The 22,075-nt window shown below is 68.7% G+C and carries 21 protein-coding genes; 14 read left to right on the forward strand and 7 right to left on the reverse strand.

The window, feature by feature from the left end:
• Positions 1-7 precede the first annotated feature (7 nt).
• The 3 genes from AC07NN_RS10645 to AC07NN_RS10655 all read left to right on the forward strand — a co-directional run bounded on the left by AC07NN_RS10645 (position 8) and on the right by AC07NN_RS10655 (position 2,565).
• Positions 8-1,255, forward strand: a complete 1,248-nt coding sequence (locus tag AC07NN_RS10645) for an aspartate kinase (protein WP_494640472.1) — start codon at positions 8-10, stop codon at positions 1,253-1,255.
• Positions 1,256-1,349: 94 nt separating this feature from the next.
• Positions 1,350-1,814, forward strand: coding sequence for a hypothetical protein (locus tag AC07NN_RS10650; RefSeq protein ID WP_494640473.1), 465 nt, complete (start codon positions 1,350-1,352; stop codon positions 1,812-1,814).
• The gene (locus AC07NN_RS10655; protein ID WP_494640475.1) at positions 1,783-2,565 is read left to right on the forward strand and encodes a helix-turn-helix domain-containing protein; all 783 of its coding nucleotides are present in this window, start codon (positions 1,783-1,785) and stop codon (positions 2,563-2,565) included. The genes AC07NN_RS10650 and AC07NN_RS10655 overlap by 32 nt, the downstream gene beginning before the upstream one ends.
• Here AC07NN_RS10655 and AC07NN_RS10660 read toward each other — a convergent pair.
• A complete protein-coding gene (locus AC07NN_RS10660; protein WP_494640477.1) occupies positions 2,562-3,443 on the reverse strand; it encodes an AraC family transcriptional regulator in 882 nt (293 codons plus the stop codon). The two genes, AC07NN_RS10655 and AC07NN_RS10660, sit on opposite strands and share 4 nt — an antisense overlap.
• 154 nt (positions 3,444-3,597) lie before the next feature.
• Here AC07NN_RS10660 and AC07NN_RS10665 point away from each other — a divergent pair, with 154 nt between their 5' ends.
• From AC07NN_RS10665 to AC07NN_RS10705, 9 genes are all read left to right on the forward strand, one after another.
• Positions 3,598-4,407, forward strand: coding sequence for a helix-turn-helix domain-containing protein (locus AC07NN_RS10665; RefSeq protein ID WP_494640479.1), 810 nt, complete (start codon positions 3,598-3,600; stop codon positions 4,405-4,407).
• A 20-nt stretch (positions 4,408-4,427) separates the two neighbouring features.
• Positions 4,428-5,960, forward strand: coding sequence for a serine hydrolase domain-containing protein (locus AC07NN_RS10670; RefSeq protein WP_494640481.1), 1,533 nt, complete (start codon positions 4,428-4,430; stop codon positions 5,958-5,960).
• Positions 5,961-6,032: 72 nt separating this feature from the next.
• Positions 6,033-6,974, forward strand: coding sequence for a DMT family transporter (locus AC07NN_RS10675; protein WP_494640483.1), 942 nt, complete (start codon positions 6,033-6,035; stop codon positions 6,972-6,974).
• A gap of 123 nt (positions 6,975-7,097) precedes the next feature.
• Complete coding sequence (locus AC07NN_RS10680) at positions 7,098-7,526, forward strand: YMGG-like glycine zipper-containing protein (protein WP_494640485.1); 429 nt, start codon at positions 7,098-7,100, stop codon at positions 7,524-7,526.
• Between the two features lie 238 nt (positions 7,527-7,764).
• A complete protein-coding gene (gene ptsP / locus AC07NN_RS10685) occupies positions 7,765-10,029 on the forward strand; it encodes a phosphoenolpyruvate--protein phosphotransferase (RefSeq protein ID WP_494640487.1) in 2,265 nt (754 codons plus the stop codon).
• A gap of 157 nt (positions 10,030-10,186) precedes the next feature.
• The gene (locus tag AC07NN_RS10690; RefSeq protein WP_494640489.1) at positions 10,187-11,272 is read left to right on the forward strand and encodes a helix-turn-helix domain-containing protein; all 1,086 of its coding nucleotides are present in this window, start codon (positions 10,187-10,189) and stop codon (positions 11,270-11,272) included.
• Positions 11,273-11,333: 61 nt separating this feature from the next.
• Positions 11,334-12,470, forward strand: a complete 1,137-nt coding sequence (gene ispG / locus AC07NN_RS10695) for a flavodoxin-dependent (E)-4-hydroxy-3-methylbut-2-enyl-diphosphate synthase (RefSeq protein ID WP_494640491.1) — start codon at positions 11,334-11,336, stop codon at positions 12,468-12,470.
• 10 nt (positions 12,471-12,480) lie between these two features.
• Positions 12,481-12,885, forward strand: coding sequence for a hypothetical protein (locus AC07NN_RS10700; RefSeq protein WP_494640493.1), 405 nt, complete (start codon positions 12,481-12,483; stop codon positions 12,883-12,885).
• A gap of 68 nt (positions 12,886-12,953) precedes the next feature.
• Positions 12,954-13,406 (forward strand): MaoC family dehydratase, encoded by a 453-nt coding sequence (locus AC07NN_RS10705; protein ID WP_494640495.1) that lies wholly within the window; start codon positions 12,954-12,956, stop codon positions 13,404-13,406.
• On the opposite strand, the gene AC07NN_RS10710 is transcribed toward AC07NN_RS10705, so the two are convergent.
• The 4 genes from AC07NN_RS10710 to prfA are packed head-to-tail and all read right to left on the reverse strand — an operon-like array spanning position 13,403 to position 17,660.
• Positions 13,403-14,944, reverse strand: coding sequence for a hypothetical protein (locus tag AC07NN_RS10710; RefSeq protein WP_494640497.1), 1,542 nt, complete (start codon positions 14,942-14,944; stop codon positions 13,403-13,405). The two genes, AC07NN_RS10705 and AC07NN_RS10710, sit on opposite strands and share 4 nt — an antisense overlap.
• 1 nt (position 14,945) lies before the next feature.
• Complete coding sequence (locus tag AC07NN_RS10715) at positions 14,946-15,767, reverse strand: hypothetical protein (protein ID WP_494640499.1); 822 nt, start codon at positions 15,765-15,767, stop codon at positions 14,946-14,948.
• 58 nt (positions 15,768-15,825) lie between these two features.
• Positions 15,826-16,590, reverse strand: coding sequence for a pseudouridine synthase (locus tag AC07NN_RS10720; RefSeq protein WP_494640501.1), 765 nt, complete (start codon positions 16,588-16,590; stop codon positions 15,826-15,828).
• A complete protein-coding gene (prfA, locus tag AC07NN_RS10725) occupies positions 16,590-17,660 on the reverse strand; it encodes a peptide chain release factor 1 (RefSeq protein WP_494640503.1) in 1,071 nt (356 codons plus the stop codon). The genes AC07NN_RS10720 and prfA overlap by 1 nt, the downstream gene beginning before the upstream one ends.
• A 178-nt stretch (positions 17,661-17,838) precedes the next feature.
• Between prfA and AC07NN_RS10730 the strand changes: the two genes are divergently transcribed.
• Positions 17,839-20,046 (forward strand): putative bifunctional diguanylate cyclase/phosphodiesterase, encoded by a 2,208-nt coding sequence (locus AC07NN_RS10730; RefSeq protein WP_494640505.1) that lies wholly within the window; start codon positions 17,839-17,841, stop codon positions 20,044-20,046.
• Between the two features lie 103 nt (positions 20,047-20,149).
• Positions 20,150-20,683, forward strand: a complete 534-nt coding sequence (locus AC07NN_RS10735; RefSeq protein WP_494640507.1) for a DUF1993 domain-containing protein — start codon at positions 20,150-20,152, stop codon at positions 20,681-20,683.
• Positions 20,684-20,734: 51 nt separating this feature from the next.
• Here AC07NN_RS10735 and AC07NN_RS10740 read toward each other — a convergent pair whose 3' ends face one another.
• Together AC07NN_RS10740 and AC07NN_RS10745 are read right to left on the reverse strand one after the other, a co-directional pair.
• Complete coding sequence (locus AC07NN_RS10740; RefSeq protein WP_494640509.1) at positions 20,735-21,208, reverse strand: molybdopterin-dependent oxidoreductase; 474 nt, start codon at positions 21,206-21,208, stop codon at positions 20,735-20,737.
• Between the two features lie 158 nt (positions 21,209-21,366).
• Positions 21,367-22,035, reverse strand: coding sequence for a LysE family translocator (locus tag AC07NN_RS10745; RefSeq protein ID WP_494640511.1), 669 nt, complete (start codon positions 22,033-22,035; stop codon positions 21,367-21,369).
• Between the last annotated feature and the right edge of the window lie 40 nt (positions 22,036-22,075).

The raw sequence follows: 22,075 nt of genomic DNA on the forward strand, positions 1-22,075 counted from the left end.
CAGAGACGTGTCACGTCTGGTGATGAAGTTCGGCGGCACGTCGGTGGCCGACCTGGAGCGCATCCGTCGGGTGGCGCGTCTGGTCGCCGCCGAGGTCGCGACGGGCAAGCAGGTGGCGGTGGTCGTGTCGGCCATGTCGGGCAAGACCAACGAGCTGGTCGCCTGGACCGACGGCGCCGGCCGCGCCGCGCAAGGTCTTCCGGAATCGGACGACGAGTACGACGCCGTCGTCGCCTCGGGCGAACAGGTCACGGCCGGTCTGCTGGCCATGACCCTGCGCAACATGGGCCACAAGGCCCGCTCGTTCCTGGGCTGGCAGGTGCCGATCATCACCAGCGAGGCCCACGGCAGCGCCCGGATCGACGACATCCCGCCGGAGAACCTGGAAGAGTGCTTCGCGAACGGCGAGATCGCCGTCATCGCCGGCTTCCAGGGCGTGACCCCCAAGCAGCGCATCACCACGTTGGGCCGGGGCGGTTCGGACACCTCCGCCGTGGCCATCGCCGCCGCCGTGAAGGGCGCTTGCGACATCTATACGGACGTGGACGGCGTCTACACGACCGACCCGCGGATCGAGAGCAAGGCCAAGCGCCTGGCCAAGATCAGCTACGAAGAGATGCTTGAAATGGCCTCGCTTGGGGCCAAGGTGCTGCAGACCCGTTCGGTCGAGATGGCCATGGCCCATCGCGTCCCGGTGCGGGTGCTGTCGAGTTTCGTCGAGCCGGGCGAAGCCCCCGGCCAAGGTACGATCGTCTGCGACGAGGAAGAAATCATGGAAAAGCGCATCGTCTCGGGCGTCGCCTACAGCCGCGACGAAGCCAAGATCACCCTGCTGGGTCTGCCCGACCATCCGGGCGTGTCCTCGCAGATCTTCGGTCGTCTGGCCGACGCCAATGTGAACGTCGACATGATCGTGCAGTCGCGCGCTCGCAGCGCCGACACCGCCAACATGGAGTTCACGGTCGGCAAGCGTGACGCCGCTCGCGCCGTCGAGATCGTCCGCGCCGCCCAGAAGGAAATCGGCTTCGAGGACGTCGCCGTCGACGAGGACGTCTCCAAGGTGTCGGTGATCGGCGTGGGCATGCGCTCGCACGCCGGCGTCGCCCAATCGATGTTCCAGGCCCTGGCCGAGAAGAACATCAACATCCAGGTCATCTCGACCTCGGAGATCAAGATCAGCGTGCTGATCGACGCCGCCTACACCGAGCTGGCCGTTCGCGCCCTGCACGCGGTGTACGGCCTGGACCAACTCTAGGAGAGTTGGTGGCGGAGCGTCTGGGGGGACGCTCCGCCGTTGCCAAAACGTCGCCTTACGGCGTTATGGGAGCGTTCCAGCTTCCGAGAGACCCATGTCCGACGTCTTTAAGTTCGATCCTGCCGCCAAGACCGTCACCTTCCATGGTGATGCGGGCCTGGACCTGCTCTACGACCTGCTGCTGCGCGCCAAGTTCGGCGATGGCTACGAGAAGCCGCTGCTGATCAGCCCTTGGCTGGCGGCCCTGCTGAACCAGCTGGACCAGGCCCTGCCGGACGACGGCCAGTGGTTCCCGGAAAAGCCCGGCCAGCCGATCTTCGACACCGACGACCTGCTGGCCATGGGCGACGCGGTCATCGAGGAAGGCCACACCGTCGGCTGGTGGACCATGACCGAGCCGGAAAAGCGCGCCTATCTCCGCAACGTCATCGCCGCGCCGCATCCCCTGACCGACCTGGAGGTCGAGTTCATCGAGAGCGACATCGACGCGGCGCTGGAGCAGGCCCGTCGGTTGGTGGCGGATGCGGATGAGCCCCTGGCCCTGCCGGGGCACGGCTGACTTCGCTATACTGGGGGTCATGGGCCACGACCTGACCGCCCCCGCCGAGCTCTCGTTCCGCCGCTATGGCGAGGACGCGCCGCCGCACGCCCATGACTTCGACCAGATCGTCCTGCCGCGCCGGGGCGTGCTGGAGATGGAGATCGACGGCAAGGGCGGCCGGGTCGATCCGGGCCGCGCGGCGGTGGTCCCGCCCGGCGCCCGCCACGCCTTCGCCGCCTCGGGCGAGAACCTGTTCGTGGTGGCCGATATCGGCGGGGCGCTGATGCGGCCGTTCGAGCGCCTGCGCGAGCGGCCGTTCGCTCCGGTGACCGGCGGGGTGCGCGGCCTGCTGGAGTATCTGGCCGGCGAAGCGCCCGGCGCGATCGAGACCGGTGTCGCAAGTCTCTGGACGCCCCTGCTGCTGCGCGGCCTGTCGGCGGCGCCGATCAGCGTCGATCCACGCCTGGCCCGCGCCGTCGCGATGATCGAGGCCCGCTACGACCAGCCCTTGACCGTCCGCGATCTGGCCGCCGAGGCGGGGATGAGCCAGAGCCGGTTCTTCGCGCGGTTCTCGGAGGTTTACGGAACCACCCCGCACGCGGCCTTGTCGGACGCTCGCCTGCGCGCGGCCCAACGGCTGCTGTCGGACAGCAGCCTCTCCATCGCACAGATCGCAGCCCGCACTGGCCACGGCGACCAGAGCGGGCTCACGAAGCGCATGAAGGCGGTCCTGGGCGTCACCCCGGGCGCCTGGCGCGCACGCCGCTAGCGTAGCGGCAGATAGAGGTCCGTCACCGCCTCGTGCTCGGCCACGTCGGGGAAGAAGCTGACGCGCCGGCAGTAGAGCGGGAAGTCGCGGGCCTCCTCGCCGCTGTCCGGCAGCCAGTCGCGATAGAGGAACAGGGCCGCCGGCTCGAGATCATCGCCCCCACCGATCACCCGTAGCACCGCGCAGCGCCCGCCGGGGATCTCGTCGGCGAACACGCCCTCATCATTGGCCGCGATCGGGCGCTGCGTCGCCGCGCAGAGGTCCAGCCGGAACTCGGCCGCCTCGGCGCGCGGGTCGCTGTGGAAGACGTTGAAGGTGGCGCTGACCTTCGGGCTGAGGCCCGTGGATCTGCGCCAGGCGATGAACTTCTGGATGGTGTCGCCGATCCGGGTGGGATCGCCGTGATGGCGCATCGTGGCGACGGCGGTGGCAGGGGTGTCGACGATCTTGACGTCGGCGGCGGAGAAGGGGGTCTGCATCAGCTGGCTCCTGGCTTGGATGAGCGGCCCGAAGGCCTCCTGCCACGGCTCCCAGTCGGGAGACCTCCGGAACCCCGACGGCGATTGCCCGACCCTCTGGCGAAAGGCGCGGGCGAAGGCCTCCGGGGCGTCGTAACCGGCGTCGAGGGCGATCTCGGTGACGCTCGCGTCGTCCCGAAAAGCCAGCCGATAGGACGCCCGCTTCAGGCGGACCAGCTGTACGTAGCGATGGACGGAGACCCCGAACATCGCCCCGAACTGCCGATGGAAGTGGTGCGGAGAGAACGCCGCCACGCCGCTCAGCGTCGCCAGATCCAGATCCTCATCGAGATGCTGGTCGATGTGATCCAGCACCCGCCGCATCCGGTCCTGATAGCGCTGAAGCGCCGCCTTGGTCATCCGCACCTCCGTGACGGCCGCAAGATGTCTCCGCCCGATCCGTTGCGCCCGACCGATCTTGCGGAAGCGTAGCGGCGGGACGAGCCGCCCACATGACAAATTCTTCATCCGCCAGATTGCATCCGAACGGCCGGGTTCGAAGCCTCTGGTCAGGATGGAGACCTCGCTTCCGCGCACCGTCCGTCGTCCGCTGGGCGCGGCGCAGGCCTGCCTGACCCTCTATCCGGCGGGGCTGGTGCAGGCGCGGCACACGCACGACGTGGACGAGCTGTCCTACGTCCTTGCCGGCGAACTGGCTGAGGCGCGAGGGGCGGGCGAGGTGTTCGCGGCGCCGGGCCTGATGCTGGGCAAGGCGGCGGGGGACGCGCACGCCGACCGGTTCGGGCCCGCCGGCGCGCTGGTCTTCTCGCTGAAGCGCCCGCCGGCCGATGACGGCAAGGTGCGGTCGGGCGAGGGGCGCCTGGCCGAACCGGCGCGGCGGGACCTGCTGGACCTGATCCGCGCCGTCGCCCTGGGCGCGGGCGCTTTGGACGCCGGCCAGACGGTCGCCGACCTGGAGGCGGTCACCGCCCAGGCCGAACCCGAGCGCGTCGAGGCGCCGCCGCTCTGGCTGTCGCGAGCCCGGGAGGCCTTGCGTGATACGCCCGGCGCGATCGGCGAGATCGCCGACGAGGTCGGGGTCGATCGCACACACCTGTCGCTGCGCTTCCGCCGGGCGTACGGCATGCCGCCCAGCGTTTACCGGCTGCACGCCATGACCGCGCGGGCCATCGGCCTGATGGTGAGCGGGCGCGAGCGGCCAGCCGAGGCGGCGCTGAGCGCGGGCTTCGCCGACCAGAGCCACATGGCGCGCGCCATCCGCTGGGCCAGCGGGCTGACGACCACCGAACTCAAGCGGCTGCTGGCCGATCCCGACATCGGTTCAAGATCGAAGGTCCGGCTTCTGGTCCGTAGGGCGGCATGACCCGCGCCACAGGAGCCGCAATGAGCCTCGCCCGACTGACCTTCGCCGCCGTGCTTTCGGCCCTGGCGCTTCCAGCCTGGAGCGCGCCCGTCGCCCAAGGGGCTGCCAAGGCCGACCTGGATCGCGCGGCGGCGCGGGTGGACGCGGTCGCGCGCGGCGTGATGGCCGATCCGCTGGCCCCGCCGGGCCTGGCGATCGTGATCAGCCAGGCGTCGGGGCCGCCCCGCATCCTGACCTATGGCCGACAGAACATCGCGACGAAGGCCCCGGTGAGCGCCCGGACGTGGTTCTACATCGCCAGCATGACCAAGGCCTACACGGGCCTGCTGGCCGCCGACCTCGACCGCACCGGCGTCATGGCGCTGGACACCCGCCTGGACGAGGCCTGGCCGGGCCTGGCCATCCCGGGCGAGGGCGACCTGGCCAAGATCCGCCTGCGCTCGTGGATGGCGCACGAGGCCCCCATCGCCAACGACACCCTGAACTTCACCACCGGCTTCATCCGCGCGATCCCGGCCGCCGACTATCCCCGGACGCTCGGGACCTGGTCGGCCGCCCGTCAGCCGGGCTTCCGCTATGCGAACACGGGCTACCTCGTCTATGCGGCGGCGCTGGAGACGCGGACTGGCAAGACGCTGCCGACCTGGATGCAGGCGCGGGTGTTCGGTCCGATGGGTCTGACCGAGACCTCGATGCGCATCACCGCCGCGCCGAAGGGCCGCCTGGCGACCGGCTATGCGCTGGACAAGGACGCCCACTGGGTCGCCGTCTCGCTGAAGAGCGACGACCTGATGCATGCCGCGGGCGGTATCGTCACCACGCCGGTCGACATGGACCGCTGGCTGGTCGCCAACCTGCGCCGCGCGGCGCCGGGCCTGCCCGAGGCCGACTTCGCCCTGGCCCAGACCGCCAATGCGCCGATGAAGGCGATGCGCGAGGGGCTGGATTGCGGCGGCTACGGCCTGGGCTGGTACCTCTGCGACTATGGCGGCCGGCGGGTGCTGTCGCACGGCGGCGGCTACACCGGCTACGGCGCCCTGATGACCATTGCGCCCAACGACGGCGTCGGGATCGCGGTGCTGGGCAATGGTGAGACGGCCGGCTTGGGCTTCAGCAGCGCCCTGACGCGCGTCTTCCTCGACGGCCTCGACCCGGCCAAGCCCGACGACACCGCCGCGCGGGTCGCCGCGCGGGTCGCCGCGATGACCGCCGCCCTGGCCCAGCAGCGCCAGCGCGGCGAGGAGCGGGCGGCCAAGAGCCTGGCCGATCCGGTCTTCGGCGACTGGAGCTGGCGTCCCGCCGCCGCCGACCTGACGCCCTATGCCGGCCGCTATGTCAGCGACCGCCTGGGGCCGATGGAGATCGAGGCGCGAGGGCAGGGCGCGGTTGCCCGTTTGGGCGTCCTCACCTTCGATCTGAAGCCGGCCATGCCCAACGTCTTCGCCGCCTCCAGCCTGGGCGCGCCAGGGGCGGAGGTCTTCCGGTTCGAGCATGGCGCCGACGGCCGGGTCACCGCCGTGCTCTGGGGCGAGCGCCGGTTCGAGCGGCGCTGAACCGGAGCCTTCGCCAAAACCTCGGGCGTTTTCGCCAAAGCCGTCGCCCGTGCGGCCTGCTAAGCGGAGGACATGAATTCCTCCCGCAACCTCGTTCTTGGCCTGCTGTGCGGCCTGGTGGCCGGCGCCTTCTGGGGCGGGGTGTTCCTGGCCCCGAAGCTGCTGGCCGCCTTCACGCCGCTGCAGATGACGGCCGGCCGCTACATCGCCTACGGCCTGGCCTCGGCCGTGTTGCTGGCGCCGGGCTGGAAGGCCGTGATGGCCAGGATGGACGGGCGGGACTGGCGCGATCTCGTGCTGCTGAGCCTGCTGGGCAACCTGATCTACTATGTCGGGCTGTCGGTCGCGGTACAGAGCGCGGGCGTGGCCCTGGCCTCGCTGATCATCGGCCTGTTGCCCGTGACCGTGACCCTGGTCGGGGCGAAGCCGGGGGAGGGCGTGCCTTTGCGCCGGCTGGCTCTGCCGCTCTTGCTGGTGGTGGCCGGCGGGGCCTGCATCAACGTGTCGGTCTTCACCGAAAGCCGGGGCGTCGGGATCGGGCGCCAAGTGGTGGGCGTACTCGGCGCGACCCTGGCGCTCGCCATGTGGACCGCCTACGCCGTCTGGAACGCCCGGCGCCTCGCCGCGACGCCGAAGTTCAACAGTCACGAGTGGTCGTTGCTGACCGGCCTGGCGACCGGGCTGCTGTCGCTGCTGCTGGTGATCCCGGCCTTCCTGCTGGGCGGCAAGCTCCATGCGCCGGCGGCCTGGGGCTGGTTCTGGACGGTCAGCTTCGCGGTCGCGATCGGCGCCTCGGTGATCGGCAACGGCCTGTGGAACGCCGCCAGCCGCCTGCTGCCGCTCAGCCTCTCGGGCCAACTGATCGTGTTCGAGACCCTATTCGCACTGCTCTACGGGTTTCTACATGAAGGCCGCTGGCCTCGCGGCCTGGAGACGGCGGCGATCGTGCTGATGCTGGCCGGGGTGCTGTGGTCGGTGCGGCTGCATCGGCCGGCGAAAGATTTTTCAACATGACGCGAACCTGAACACGGCGGTTCAAATCAGGTTCAGGCGCGGGGCTCTAGAACAGTCCTCAACAGCGCCGCCCAATCTCATCTTCGGGAAAGGGGGCGACGCTTCTGAAACAGGAGCCCTGCCATGAAGACCATCGGCAAGTTCACCAAGACCGTCATCGCCGTCGCCATCACCGGCGCGATGGTCGTCCCCGCCTCGACCGCCTTCGCTGGCGAGAAGACCAATCGCGCCATCGTCGGCGCCCTGATCGGCGGCATCGCCGGTGCGGCTATCGGCGACGGCAAGACCGATGCGGTCGCCATCGGCGCGGTCGCCGGCGCCGCCCTGGGCGCGACGACGGCCAAGGACAAGTACGACCGTCGCTACAGCCAGTCGTACCGGACCGCCCCCCGCTACAGCGACAATCGCCATGGCTACGACAACCGCTACAGCAACGGCCGCTACGCGAACGACAACCGCTACGCCTACGACAGCCATGGCCGCCGTTACGACCGCTACGCCACGCAATACGACAGCCGTCACGACAACTACGCCTACGGCTACCGCCGCTAGGCCCCGCCAATCGCCGCTAGAGTTTCGATCCCTCCCCTAGCGAGCATGACTGCGCCGCCCGGATATTCTGGGCGGCGCTTTTTCGCGCGTTCACACCTAATCGACGTTCGGTTGTCCACGGCGACTTTCGCGTGGGCGAAATCTGCTATAGCCCCCATCTAGGTACGAAGGGTCTTTAACCCCTGGCGCTTGAAGCTAGGCTAGATCTCTTCAGGGGTAGGGAGCGCGCGCAGACGAAATGGCGGCATCCGGCATGGCCGTTCGAGGACCACGCAGCCTGCTTCGGCAGATTCGCGAGGCGATGGCCGGCGGCGGTCCCGCCCAGGCCAAGCTCGACATGGTCGTGCGCACCATCGCCATCTCGATGGTCGCCGAAGTCTGCTCGATCTATCTGCGCCGCGCGTCCGGCGATCTCGAACTGTTCGCCACCGAAGGTCTGGCCCGCGAAGCCGTCCACGTCACGCGACTGAAGCCGGGCGAAGGCCTGGTCGGCGAGACCATGCGCCTGGGCCGGCCGCTGAACCTGTCCGACGCCGCCAGCCACCCGCAGTTCTCGTACCGTCCGGAAACGGGCGAAGATCCCTACCACGCCTTCCTCGCCGTGCCGCTGCTGCGCGGCGGCCGCGCCATCGGCGTGCTGGTCGTCCAGAACCGCACCGAGCGCAACTATGACGAAGAGGAGGTCGAGGACCTCCAGATCATCGCCATGGTGCTGGCCGAGATGGTCAGCTCCAGCGAACTCCTGGGCGCCGACGAGCTCAAGGACGTCGAGCTGGCGCCGCACAAGCCGGAGCGGCTGAAGGGTTCGCGCTTCGCCGAAGGCCTGGCGTACGGCGTGGCCGTACTGCACGAGCAGCCGGTGGTCCCCGAGACCCTGCTGTCCGACGACGCGCTCGCCGAAGAGGCGCGCCTCACCTACGCCATCGAGCAGTTGCAGACCCAGATCGACGAGATGCTGGACGGCCAGCACGGCCTGGTAGGCGCCTCTTACGAGGTGCTGGAGACCTACCGGATGTTCGCCCACGACCGGGGCTGGAACCGGTCGCTGCAGGAAGCCGTGCGCTCGGGCCTGACCGCCGAGGCGGCTGTCGAGCGCGTGCGCTCCGAGCACCGCGCCCGCCTGGGCCAGGCTCGCGACCCCTATCTGCGCGAGCGCCTGCACGACTTGGAAGACCTGAACGACCGGCTGCTGCGCCACCTGTCGGGCGACGTGCACGCCGTGCGCCAGCTGCCCGACGACGCCATCCTGATCGCCCGGAACCTGGGGCCGGCCGACCTGCTGGAGTACGACCGGACCAAGCTGAAGGGCATCCTGCTCGAGGAGGGCAGCGCCGCCAGCCACGCCGGCATCGTGGCCCGCGCCTTGGACATCCCCTGCGTTGGCCGCCTGGCCGGCCTGCGCGACCGGGTCAACGAAGGCGACCCGGTGGTCGTCGACGGCGAGACGCAGGAGGCGTGGCTGCGTCCGCGCTCGGACGTGGTGAAGGCGCTGAAGGTCCGGATGGAGGTCCGCGCCCAACGCAAGGCCGAGTTCGCCCGTCTGCGCGACACGCCGCCGATCACCAAGGACGGCGCCAAGATCACGCTGTTGATGAACGCCGGCCTGGCCGTCGATCTGGACATCCTGGCCGAGACCGGGGCGGAGGGCATCGGCCTGTTCCGCACCGAATTCCAGTTCATGGTGGCCGAGGAGCTGCCGCGGCTGGAGGCCCAGACGGCGCTCTACGAGAAGGTGCTGGAGGCCGCCGACGGCATGCCGGTGACCTTCCGCACGCTCGACCTCGGCGGCGACAAGCTGCTGCCGTACATGGAGCTGGAGCGCGAGGACAATCCGGCTCTGGGCTGGCGCGCCGTGCGCATGGGCCTGGACCGTCCGGCCCTGCTGCGCATGCAGATCCGCGCCCTGGTCAAGGCCGCCGCCGGTCGCCCGCTGAAGGTGATGTTCCCGCTGGTGGCCAATGTCGACGAGTTCCGCGCCGCGCGCTCGTTCGTCGACCAGGAAGTCGCCTGGGCCCTGAAGCGTGGCCGCGCCGCGCCGTCGCGCCTGGACGTCGGGGCGATGATCGAGGCCCCGTCGCTGCTGTGGCATTTGGACGCGTTGTTGCCGATGACCGACTTCGTTTCGGTCGGCACCAACGACCTGATGCAGTACATGTTCGCCGCCGACCGGGGCAATCCGAAGGTGTCGGACCGCTACGACCCGCTGTCGCCGGCCGCCCTGCGCGCGCTGAAGACCATCCAGCAGGCCTGCGCCGACACCGGCACGCCGGTCTCGGTCTGTGGCGAGATGGCCGGGCGTCCGCTGGAGGCCTTCGCCCTTGTGGCCTTGGGTTTCGAGGCCCTGTCGATGCCGCCGGCCGGCATTGGCCCGGTCAAGCAGATGGTCCTGTCCCTGGATCGCGAGGCCGCCCGGCGCAATGTCGAGGCCTTGCTGAAGGGCGCCGGCGGGTCGCTGCGCGGCGAGATCGAGACGCTGGCCCGCAAGCTTTACGTCGCCGTGTAGTCAAGCTTGTCCGATCGGACAAGCGTCACTATTTGTGCATTGAATCCGGCTACTTAGTTTGATATCCACAATATGGATTACAACTTCGCGCGTCGCGGAGTGGGGGGGAGTGCCGCGCTTCGCGCGTGGCGCGAATTTTCGGGGGCTGTTGGTTAGTATGCCGCTGGATACGGGCAACGTGAGACGTCTGCATCTCGTCTCCGACGCCGACACGGACGATGTTCCGGTCGCGGTCGCCCAACCTTCTCTGGATGAAGGGGCCGACATCGGTCTGGCCCTGAAGGCCGCGCGCGAATTCCGCGGCATGACCACCCAGGACGTGGCCGACGGCACCCGCATCCGCCAGAGCTATATCGAGGCCCTGGAGGACATGCGTCTCGAGGATCTGCCCTCGCGTCCCTTCACCATCGGCTATGTCCGCGCCTATGCCGGCCTGATGGGGCTGGACGGCGAGGCCGCCGTGGCCCGCTTCAAGACCGACGCGCCCGACGAGGGCGTCGAACTGCGCGAGCCGATCGGCGTGCATCGCGAGCGCGATCCGCGCCTGGCCATGATCTTCGCCGGCGGCGTGCTGGTGGTCGGCGCGATCCTGCTGTGGAACGTCGCCCAGCGCGCCATCGCCAAGGACGAGCCCCCGCCGCAGGTGGCGCCCGCCACCAGCGCGTCGTCGTCCCAGGTCGCCGCCCATGCGGGCAACAACCAGGTCGCCCTGGGCGCGCCGCTGCCGGCCCCGGTCGAATCGACCACGCCCGAGCCCTACAAGACCCCCGGCCTCGACGACGCCGCCGCCAACGGCGGTTCGGTCGACGCCGCCAACGCCGCCGCCAAGGCGCGCGCCGAAGCCGACGCCAGGCTCGCGGCCCTCGATCCGGCCAACCAGGTCACGATCGGCTCGCCGTTCAAGCCCAAGGGCCAGATGCTGGGCGTGGGTCCCGGCGAAGGCGTGGGCGTGGTCCTGCAGGCCCGCAAGGCCGGCGCCTTCACCGTGCGTCGCGCGGACGGCACGATCCACATGACCCGCTGGCTTTCGGCCGGCGAGGCCTATCGTCCGCCGCCGACGCCTGGCCTGATCATCGACGTCGTCGAGCCGGCGCTGTTCGAGGTCTATTACAACGGCCGCCTGACCGGTCGCCTGGCTTCGCTCCAGACGCCGGTGTCCAAGCTGGTCCCGGCCGCTCCGCCGCCGCCCGCGCCGACGGCGGTGGGCGCGACGGTCGCCAAGCCGGCCGGTCCGGCCCGCTAGGCCTTCCAGGAAATCGCAAGTCCGCCTTGGGTTCGCCCCCGAGAGTCTCTAGATTAGCGCCATGGCCGCAGACCACACGCACGTCCGTCCCTGGCGCATGATCACGCGCCGGCAATCGCGCAAGATCCGCGTCGGCAATGTCGAGGTGGGCGGCGACGCGCCGATCACCGTCCAGTCGATGACCAACACCCTGACCAGCGACGCCGCCGCGACGCTGGAGCAGATCCGTCAGCTGGAAGAGGCCGGCGCCGACATCGTCCGCGTCAGCTGCCCCGACACCGACAGCACGGCCGCGTTCAAGACCATCGCCCGCGAGGCCAAGGTCCCGCTCGTGGCCGACATCCACTTCCACTACAAGCGCGGCATCGAGGCGGCCCAGGCGGGCGCGGCCTGCCTGCGGATCAATCCGGGCAATATCGGCTCGCCCGACCGGGTCCGCGAAGTCATCCAGGCGGCCCGCGACCACGGCTGTTCGATGCGCATCGGCGTCAACGCCGGCTCCCTCGAACGCGAACTCCTCGAGAAGTACGGCGAGCCGTGCCCCGAGGCGATGGTCGAGAGCGCCCTGAACCACGCCCGTATCCTGCAGGACCACGACTTCCACGAGTTCAAGATCTCGGTGAAGGCGTCCGACCCGTTCATGACCGTGGCCGCCTACTACCAACTGGCCGAGGCCATCGACTGCCCGCTGCACCTGGGCGTCACCGAGGCCGGAGCCTTGCGCACCGGCACGGTGAAGTCCTCGATCGGCATCGGCTCGATGCTGTGGGCCGGCATTGGCGACACCATCCGGGTCAGCCTGGCCGCCGATCCCGTCGAAGAGATCAAGGTCGGCTTCGACATCCTGAAGTCGCTGGGCCTGCGCCACCGCGGCGTCAACATCATCGCCTGCCCGTCGTGCGCCCGTCAGGGCTTCAACGTCATCAAGACCGTCGAGGCCCTTGAAGGGCGGCTGGCCCACATCTCGACGCCGATGTCGCTGTCGATCATCGGCTGCGTCGTCAACGGTCCGGGCGAGGCCCTGATGACCGATATCGGCTTCACGGGCGGCGGGGCCGGGGCGGGCATGGTCTATATGGCCGGCAAGCCCGACCACAAGCAGTCCAACGAAGGCATGATCGACCACATCGTCGAGCTCGTCGAAAAGAAGGCCGCCGAACTGCAGGCCAAGGACGCGACGAAGGTGGCCGCGGAGTAGGGAGACCGAAATGCGCGAGGTTCTTCACGGATTGACGGCCCTGGCCGTCCTGACGGCGTCCACCGCCGCCTTCGCCAGCGACAAACCGCGCCTCGCGCCGGAGGCCGAGCTGGCCGGGATGTTGGAGGGCCGCACCGCTGGCGCGCCGGTGGACTGCATCAACCAGCGCTCGATCGAGTCGGTGAAGGTCATCGACAAGACGGCGATCGTGTACCGCATGCCGGGCGGCGCGCTGTATGTGAACCGACCCGTCGGGGCCGAATTCCTGGACCGCGACACCGCGCTGATCTCGCGCACCAGCGGCTCGCAGCTGTGCCGGATGGACATCCTGAACCTGTTCGATCCGGCGATGAGCTTCAGCCATGGTTCGGTCAGCCTGAACGCCTTCATCCCCTACGCCAAACCTCGGCCCTAGGCGGTCGGCGATCCGCCCACGGCGCGTTTTTGCTAGCCATGACGGCCGATGACCGCTAACGCCGCGTCATGATCGGACCTCACGCCTCGGGCGGCTACATCCTGGAAGAGCTTTCCGTCGGGATGGTCGCCGAAAAGCACGTCACCGTCACCGAAGAGCGCATCGGCCAGTTCGCCGAGGCCTCGGACGACTTCAATCCCGTGCACATGGACGAGGCCTTCGCGTCCAAGACCGCCTATCGCGGCCGCATCGCCCACGGCCTGCTGTCGGCGTCGTTCGGCTCGGCGGTAGTCGGCACCATCCTGCCCGGCGCCGGCGCGATCTACCTGTCCCAGACCCTGGCGTTCCATCGTCCGGTCCGGATCGGCGACGTTGTCACCGCGCGCGTCACCGTGGCCGCTGTCGACGAGGTTAGCGCCCGCGTGACCCTGCGCTGCGCCGGCTATGTCGGCGAGGACCTGATCATGGACGGCGAGGCCGTGGTCCGCGTGCCGAGGCGGCGGAAGCCGGCGAAGGGTTAGGATACGAAAGGCGCGCCTTTGGCAGAGAGGGGAGTCAGCGTGGGCCCCTCGGGCGCGATCTCGACGCCTAACTGGATGTAAGCCGCGTCATCGGCCAGCAGGTTAGCCTTGAAGGTTGCCCAGCCAAGGCCGAAGCGCAAATCCTCGATCCGGATCACAGAGGCTTGGTCTATCAGCGGGTCCAGCCACTGGCCCACGGCGCCGCTGCGTCGCGCCGCCGCCCGGATGATCAGTTGAAGATAGACTTGCCGCGCCTCGCCCACAGGCTGCGACCTGAAGCGCCGCATCTGCGTGGCTAGCAGGCTCCAGATCGTGACGACCTTTTCGTCGCCGACGCCGAGGACGTCGCGAGCGTTGACCCAAAACTCTCCTGTCCTATTGAGATCGTTTACAACGGTGGCGACATCGGCCCATTGGCTGATCAGGATTTCGGTCACAGAGGCGAAATCGAAGGCTTTGAGCTTGGCAGGGTCCGCTATCGCGGCTGGTGGCTTCGGTGGCGAAAGCGAAATGTCCGCGACAGGTAGTCTCGCTCCGGACACGCCAACGAAAATGCGAGATCCATCGCCCAAAGGAGATATATTTTGCAGCGCGCTCAGTGCGTGCCGCGAATAGTTATCTATGAATCTCTCGGGTAGAAGGGCGTCACCGAGATCAACGAATGCACTGACGGTGGATGGCGACGATCTCAGCAGGTTGACGTCCCAGTCGAACAGCGCGTTCAGGCCGAGCGTCTCTGTCGCCTCCATTTCTCCTGGAACAAAGGCCAAGCGCAGGCGGCATAGGTGTAGCTCCTCCCGCCAAAGTCGATCGAAGAGCTGCGCGCCTGCGTCGAGGATCGGTCGTGGGCCGACGCCTTGCGCTCGCATGAACAGCGTGGGCGGCCCCTCGCGGGCCATTAGCTCTTCCCAGTTTTCCGTCAGTAGATGGCAGAGGGACCGGGTTTCCACGGCGATGCTCGAAGCTCTCTTGGCTTTCCCGAGGCCGAACTCTTGCGTGAAGAACGCATAGCGTTCCGACACCAAATCCGGCCAGCGCGTAAGCCAGCGGACGGGGTCTCGCGCTTGGACGATCAGCGCCCAGGGTAGGCCGTCCTTGCCGATGGAGTTCAGAGCCTCCTCGGCTAGCTCCGTTTCAGCCTCGAAGGCCAGTGCGATCGCCGGATAGCCGACCCGTACGCTGTCGAAGAACGCGTAGACCTGCTTCGGCCCAAACAGCCGTGGCGACAGTGCCCCCAGCCGCCGTTCCGCGTCGACCAGATCCAGCCGCGACGACAGCACCAGGATCGGTGGGCCTTCGACCGGCAATTGCTCCGGATCGATCCGCGTCCGCGCATCGTGCTTCACGCGCGAGAGATCGAGGTCCGTGAACACCATCCCCCGCAGATCCTGCCCCCTCAAGTCCGTCCCGTCCAACCGCGTCCCGACATACGCCGTGCGCGGGTCGACGCCGCCGAGCTTGGCCAGTTCCCGCAGGTTGTCCGTCTCGGCGCGCAGCACCTTGGCCACGCCGTCCAGCCAGTGCGGCGGCTTGGCCATGTCAGTTGCTCTCGGCGGTGACGGACGCCAGGGTGATGAGCGCGTAGCGGTCGTCGCTGTCGCCGGCCAGCAGGCCTTCCTCGAACAGGCGCGTGCGGATCACCGCCTCGGCGGCGGCCTGTTTATTGCGCTGGTTGTCGCGCCGCAGCTTGTCGCCCAGGCCCTTGATGTCCTTTAGCTGGATGTCCGAGATCACCAGGTCTTCCCGGCGACATCGCACCTCGACCTGGACCGAGGGCGGCAGCCCCTTGGTGCGGTCGGACCGTTGATCCACCACCTTCAGCCGCGGGGCCTTGACCGCGTCCCAGGGGCGGCCGTTCAGCGGCGCTTCGTCGGCGGTCGACACGGTCCAGCGGTGATGGCCATCGCCGCCCAGGCTGTGCAGCAGGCGCATGCTCTTGATGGCCTCGACCACGGCGATGCGGGTTCGCTCATCGGCCTCCAGCCCCGCCTCGGCCTCGGCGCCGACTTCGGCCTTGAGGCTGGCCACGCCCAGCTTGGCCTTGCTGGAGACCTTCGCCTTGGCCTTCTTCTTGATCGTCTGGTCACGGCTGAGCTTTGTCTCGATCTGCGGCGCGTCGCGCGAGACCGAGGCGGTGTCGACCTTGGCCGGTTCGGTGGGCGGGATGACCACGACGATCTCGGCCTGCCGCAGTTGCAGCACGAACCAGACCTCCGACTCGGCCTCGCCGCCGAGGCGTCCACTCAGGAAGGCGACATCCACGCAGAGGTCGACCTTCTTGTCGGCCTTCGAGAAGGCGTCGTGCCAGGCTTCGAGGGAGACGACCTCGCCCAACGCCCGTCTACGATTGTCGTTGCTCATTGCGACCTCACGGCGAGTGGCGTGAGGATAGGCGTGGCGCCGATTTTGGGAAGTGGCCCTAGCCCGAGATCAGCGCCGCGCGCTCTTCGCTGGTCAGCGGACGCCAGCGGCCTTCGGGCATTTCGCCCAGGGTCAGCGGGCCGATGCGGACGCGGAACAGGTCGACGACCTTCAGCTCGACCAGTTCGCACATCCGGCGGATCTGGCGGTTGCGGCCTTCGCGAAGGACGATGCGCAGGCGCTGGTCGGAAATGACCTCGACCTCGGCCGGACGCAGTTCGCGGCCATCCAGCTCCAGGCCGAAGCGGAGGAGCTCCAGCTTCTCCTCGGTCAGCTCGCCCATCACGGCGACCCGGTATTCTTTCTCGAGATCCGACTGCGGGCCGATCACGGCCTTGGCCACGACGCCGTCCTGGGACAACAGCAAGAGGCCGCGCGAGTCCTTGTCCAGGCGGCCGATCGGCGGCAGCAGGTCGCCCGACTGCGGGATCGGCGCGGGTACGCCGCCCCAGATGTTCTGGCGGGTCAGCAGGCGCGCGGCCGGAACCTGGCCGGGGTCCGGCTGGGCCGAGACCACGCCCACCGGCTTGTGGATCATGTAGGTGAAGGTCGATTCCAGCTGCGCCGTGGCGCGGTCGGCCAGCACCAGGGTCTGGCCGGGCAGGATCTTGCGGCCGACGTCCTCCACGACCTCGCCGTCGATCGAGACCAGGCCGTCGGAGATCAGCTGTTCGGCTTCGCGGCGCGAGCAGACGCCGCTCTGGGCCAGCCACTTGTTGACCCGCTGGGGCTCGTCCTCGTCGTAGGTCCGGGTCCAGGACATTAGCCGAAGCTTTCCTCGAGGCTGGCCAGGCGCTCGGCCTGGTCCTCAGCGATCAGCGGGTTGATCACGTCGTCCAGGCTGTCCCCTTCGATGATCCGGGCCAGATTGTAGAGCGTCAGGTTGATCCGGTGGTCGGTCACCCGGCCCTGCGGGAAGTTGTAGGTGCGGATGCGTTCCGAACGATCGCCGCTGCCGACCTGGCTCTTGCGGGCCTCGGAGCGGGCGCTGTCGAGCGCCTCGCGCTGCATGTCGTAGAGGCGCGCCTTCAGGTTCTTCATGGCCCGGGCGCGGTTCTGGTGCTGCGACTTTTCCGAGGAGGTCACGACCACGCCGGTGGGCAAGTGGGTGATGCGCACGGCCGAGTCGGTCTTGTTGACGTGCTGCCCGCCCGCGCCGGAGGACCGGTAGGTGTCGATCCGCAGGTCGCTTTCCTTGATGTCGATCTCGACGTCTTCGGCTTCCGGCAGCACCGCGACCGTCGCGGCCGAGGTGTGGATGCGGCCCTGGGCCTCGGTGGCCGGCACGCGCTGCACCCGGTGCACGCCGCTCTCGAACTTCAGCCGGCCGAACACGCCGTCGCCGGTGATCGAGGCGACGATTTCCTTGAAGCCGCCCATTTCGCCTTCCGAGATGCTGTCGATCTCGACGCGCCAACCCTGCAGGGTGGCGTAGCGCTGGTACATGCGGAACAGGTCGCCGGCGAACAGGGCGGCCTCGTCGCCGCCGGTGCCGGCGCGGACTTCAAGGATGGCGGAAGCGTTCTCGTCCTTGTCCTTGGGGGCCAGCATCAGGGCCAGGTCGTGTTCGAGGGCCGGGAGCTTCTCGTCCAGGGCCTGGATCTCGTCCTTGACCATGTCGGCCATCTCGGGATCGGCGGCCATGACGTCCAGCTCGGCGCGCTCGGCGCTCAGCTTGGCCAGGCGCTCGACGGCCTCTGCCACAGGGCGCAGCTCGGCGTGCTCCTTGGAGAGCTTGACGATCTCGGTCCCGTCGGTGGCCGCGCCCATGCGGGCTTCCACTTCGCGGAAACGGTCGAGAACCTGGTCGAGGCGGGCCTGGGGCAGTCGCAAGGTGTGGGTCGCAAGGCTGGGGGAATGGGTCGGTCTCTCTAGTGCTTTTCCCGGACAAAGGGAATGGATCGAGGCAAAACCCAGTTCAGGGACCGTTAGCCCCCGGCGTTAGGCCAGGCTTAGCCATTGCTAGGCATTGTGTCGGCTTCCCGTCGCGTCGCCTGGCCTTCTCCCGAACATGAAGCGCATCGAGACCCGCCTTTCCGCGCCTCTGGCGGGTATGGCCCTGCTGACCGTCGGCGTCCTCGTCGCCGTGCTGTTCATGATCGCCGCGCGCGTCGACCGCGACGCGCTGCAGCATGAGCAGGCGCTGGTGCAGCGTGGCGTCCAGGCCAAGACCGCCGACATCGAGCGCACCGTCTCGCCCCAGGTGGTCTGGGACGACGCCGTCCAGCACCTGGACAACAAATTCGACCCGGACTGGGCGCGCGAGAACATCGGCGCCTATCTGCTCGGCCAGGCCGGCTTCGACCTGATCTTCATCGTCGACCACACCGACCGCCCCGTGTTCAGCGAGGAAGTCGGCCAGCCGATGTCGACCGCCTATTACGACCGCCACGCGCCGATCTTCGGGCCGCTGCTGGCCAAGCTGCGGCTGGCCGAGGCCGGACGGGTTCAAACGACCGGTCCGCGCAGCGACGGCGGCCTGGTTTCGCGGGCGATCCAGCTCAGCAGCGTCGAGGAGATCGACGGCGACGCCTATCTGATCACCGCCAGCCTGGTGCAGCCCGACTTCGGCAAGGCGGTCATCCGCCACAGGCATGCGCCGGTGGTGATCACCGCGCTGAAGATCGACGCGCTGTTCCTGGAGAACCTCTCGACCCGCTTCCTGCTGGCCGGCGTCCATCTGCATCGCGGCGACTCCACCGCCCAGACCGGCGACGCGCACGTGGCGCTGAAGAACCTCAAGGGCCGCATCATCGCCACCCTGGACTGGGAGCCGCCGCATCCGGGCCAGCGCCTGCTGCGCAAGGCGGTGCTGCCGATCCTGCTGGTCGTCGGCGGTCTGGCCGTCGCCGTGGTCGTCTTCGCCCGCCGTAGCCGCAAGATCGCCGAGGGCCTGATCGCCAGCGAGGCGCGGGCCAAGCACATGGCCCTGCACGACGCCCTCACGGGACTTCCCAACCGCGTGCTGTTCGAGGAGCGCATGCGTCAGGCCATCGACGGCCTGTCGCGCCGTCGCGGCGCCATGGCGGTGCTGGCCATCGATCTCGACCGCTTCAAGGCGGTCAACGACACCCACGGCCACGCGGCCGGCGACGAGCTGATCCAGGCCATGGCCAAGCGCTTGTCCAGCCTGTGCCGCGTCGGCGAGACCGTGGCGCGGCTGGGCGGCGACGAATTCGGCGTGGTGGCCATCGACCTCGACCCCAATGGCGCGGCGTCCCTGGCCGAGCGCTTGGTCGCGGCCCTGGGCGCGCCTGTCGAGCTGTCGTGCGGCACGGTGTTCGTCGGCGGCTCGATCGGCGTCGCCCTGATCGATCAGAACGAGGCCCATGCCGGCGCCGTCGAGGCCGCCCGCCGCGCCGACGTCGCCATGTACCGCGCCAAGGAAGAGGGCCGCGGTCGCTACTGCTTCTTCGAGGCCGAGATGGACGCGGCGCTGAAGGCCCGTCGTGGGCTGGAGACGGACCTGCGCACGGCGATGGCCACCGGCGGGGTCTGGCTGGCCTATCAGCCGCAGGTCGACGCGGTCGGCAAGCTGGTCGGGGTGGAGGCCCTGGCGCGCTGGACCCATCCCGTGAAGGGCCCGATCTCGCCCGCCGCCTTCGTGCCCCTGGCCGAGGACTGCGGCCTGATCGACGAGCTGGGGCGCCTCGTCATGCGCCGCGCCTTCACCGACAGCCGTCGCTGGAAGGATCTGAAGGTCGCGGTCAACGTCTCGGCCCTGCAGATGAAGCAGGCCGACTTCCCCGACCAGGTCGCGGCCCTTCTGCACGAGACCGGCGCCCGCGCCGAGGCCATCGAGCTGGAGATCACCGAGGGCGCGCTGCTCGGGGATGACGAGACCACCCATCAGGCGATCGAGCGCCTGCGCGAGATGGGCTTCTCACTGGCCCTGGACGACTTCGGCACCGGCTACAGCTCGCTGAGCTATCTGCGCCGCTATCCGATCGACAAGATCAAGATCGACCGCAGCTTCATCACCCCGCTGGGCGACGACAAGGAGGCCGGCGCCGTGGTCGCGGCCATCGTCCGCCTGGCCAAGGCTCTGCGGCTGTCGGTGATCGCCGAGGGCGTCGAGACCAACGCCCAGCGCGAGCAGCTGAAGGAAATCGGCTGCGCCCAGGCGCAGGGCTTCCTGTTCAGCGCCCCGGTAGCCGCCGACGCCATCGACGCCCTGGTCGCCGACGGCGGCCGGGTGCGACTGACGGCCGAGGCCTGATCCTCAAGTATTTCGCATAGGTAGTTATTGAAAACGCTCTAGGGCGTGTCTAACTCGCTAGGCAGCTCGGCCGGAGGGGCCGGGTTCAGCGAGGAAGCTTCCCATGTCCGTTTCCATCCAACACGTCGCCGTGACCTCGATCACGCGCGGCCTCAAGACGCTTTCGTCCCTGCTCGACAAGGCCAAGGCCCATGCGGAAGCGACGGGGACCGATCCGGACACCTACGTCTCCGTGCGCCTGTTCGACGACATGCTGCCGCTGAGCGGTCAGATCCAGCGCGCGTCGGACACCGCCAAGGGCGCGATCTCGCGTCTCGCCGGCGTCGAGGCCCCGGCCATGGCCGATGACGAAACCACCTTCGCCCAACTGCAGGACCGCGTGGCCCGCACCCTGGCCTATGTCGAGGGCGTGCCGGCCGCCGGCTTTGACGGCGCCGGAACCCGCGAGATCGTGGTGCCGGCCGGTCCGGGCATCACCCTGGGCTTCACGGGCCTGGAATATCTGCTGGAGTTCGTGATCCCGAACTTCCAGTTCCACGTCGTCACCGCCTACGACATCCTGCGCCACAAGGGCGTGCAGATCGGCAAGCGCGACTTCCTGGGGATCGGCCCGGAGCGCCTGAAGACGGCGGCTTAGGGGAGATTGGCTCTCCTCCCCCAATGGGGGAGGAGAGCATCTGCCGAGGCCTCAAAACGCCGGCTTCACCTCGATCGCCACCAACTGTCTCGGCGCGCGCGACGCCCGCAGGTCGCCGTCGACCACCAGGCGATAGGGCCCTTCACGCTCATCCAGCTTGTGGCCGTTGACGGTGTCGGCGACCACCACCGGGTTGGCGCGATAGACTGGGTCGGTCTCGGCCAGCGACAGGATGCTGGCGAAGCCGTCGGCGGCGCGGGCGATCACCACCTGGTTCAGATAGCGGCCCATCAGGCGCTCGCCATGCACCACGCCGGCCTGGGCCAGGACGGCGTCGAGGCGAACGCCCTCATAGGTGACGGACGCGCCCTTGACCGTGATCGTCGCCTTGGCGCGGGGCAGGGCGGCGAGGTCCTTGGGTGTCAGCACCACGCTGTCGCGCCCGGCGACGGTGACCTTCAGGTCCTGGGCCGCCGCGCCGGTGGCGAGCAGGGCGGTTACGGCGAGGGCGAGCAGCAGGCGCATGGGGAGTTCCTTTTGATGACCTCACCATATTTCTCCGGTCATCCCCGCGAAAGCGGGGACCCAAGCCGAGTCAGCAGTTAGCCCTTCGGCCTAGCCACGCCCTCAAAGGTCAGCTTGGGTCCCCGCTTTCGCGGGATGAGCGGTTTAAGGCGGCGCCGCTACCCCCGCGACTTCAGCGTCGCCGGCGCTGGGACGCTGGCCAGGGTCTCCAGAGTGACGTCCGGCTTGGCCTCGTGCCGCACGAACAGCGGGTACAGCGACGCCACCAGCAACACCGCCATCGTCACGTTGAACGTCCGCAGCACCGCCGGTCGATCCAGGAACGGCCGCAGGCCTTGGCCGAAGCCCGCCCAGGCGGCGCTGCAAGGCGCGCCGACCAGCATGAAGGTCCCCGCCAGTAGCGGGATCACCAGCCACGAACCACCTTCCGGCGCGTAGGTCGTCACCGCGCCCAGCGCCATGGCCCAGGCCTTGGGATTGACCCATTGGAACGCGGCGGCCTGCAGGAAGGTCATCGGTTTGCCCAGGTCCTTGTCGCTGACCTTGCTCGATGTGCCGATCTTCCACGCCAGCCACAGCATGTAGGCCGCGCCGACCCAGCGCAGGATCTCGTGCAGCACGGGATAGGCCTTGAACGCGCCGCCCAGCCCCAGGCCCATCGCCAGCACCATGAAGCCCAGGCCGCTGCTGATGCCCAGGATGTGCATCACGGTGCGGCGGAAGCCGAAGTTCGCGCCCGACGCCAGCAGCATCATGTTGTTCGGGCCGGGCGTACCGGCCGTCGCGAAGGCGAACAGGACAAAGGCGAGGAGCAATTGGGGAGTCATCACGGCCTCCTTGGGAGTCCATTGGGTGTGGGAATGTCAC

The organism is Caulobacter sp. GW821-FHT09H08 (genome assembly GCF_059415885.1).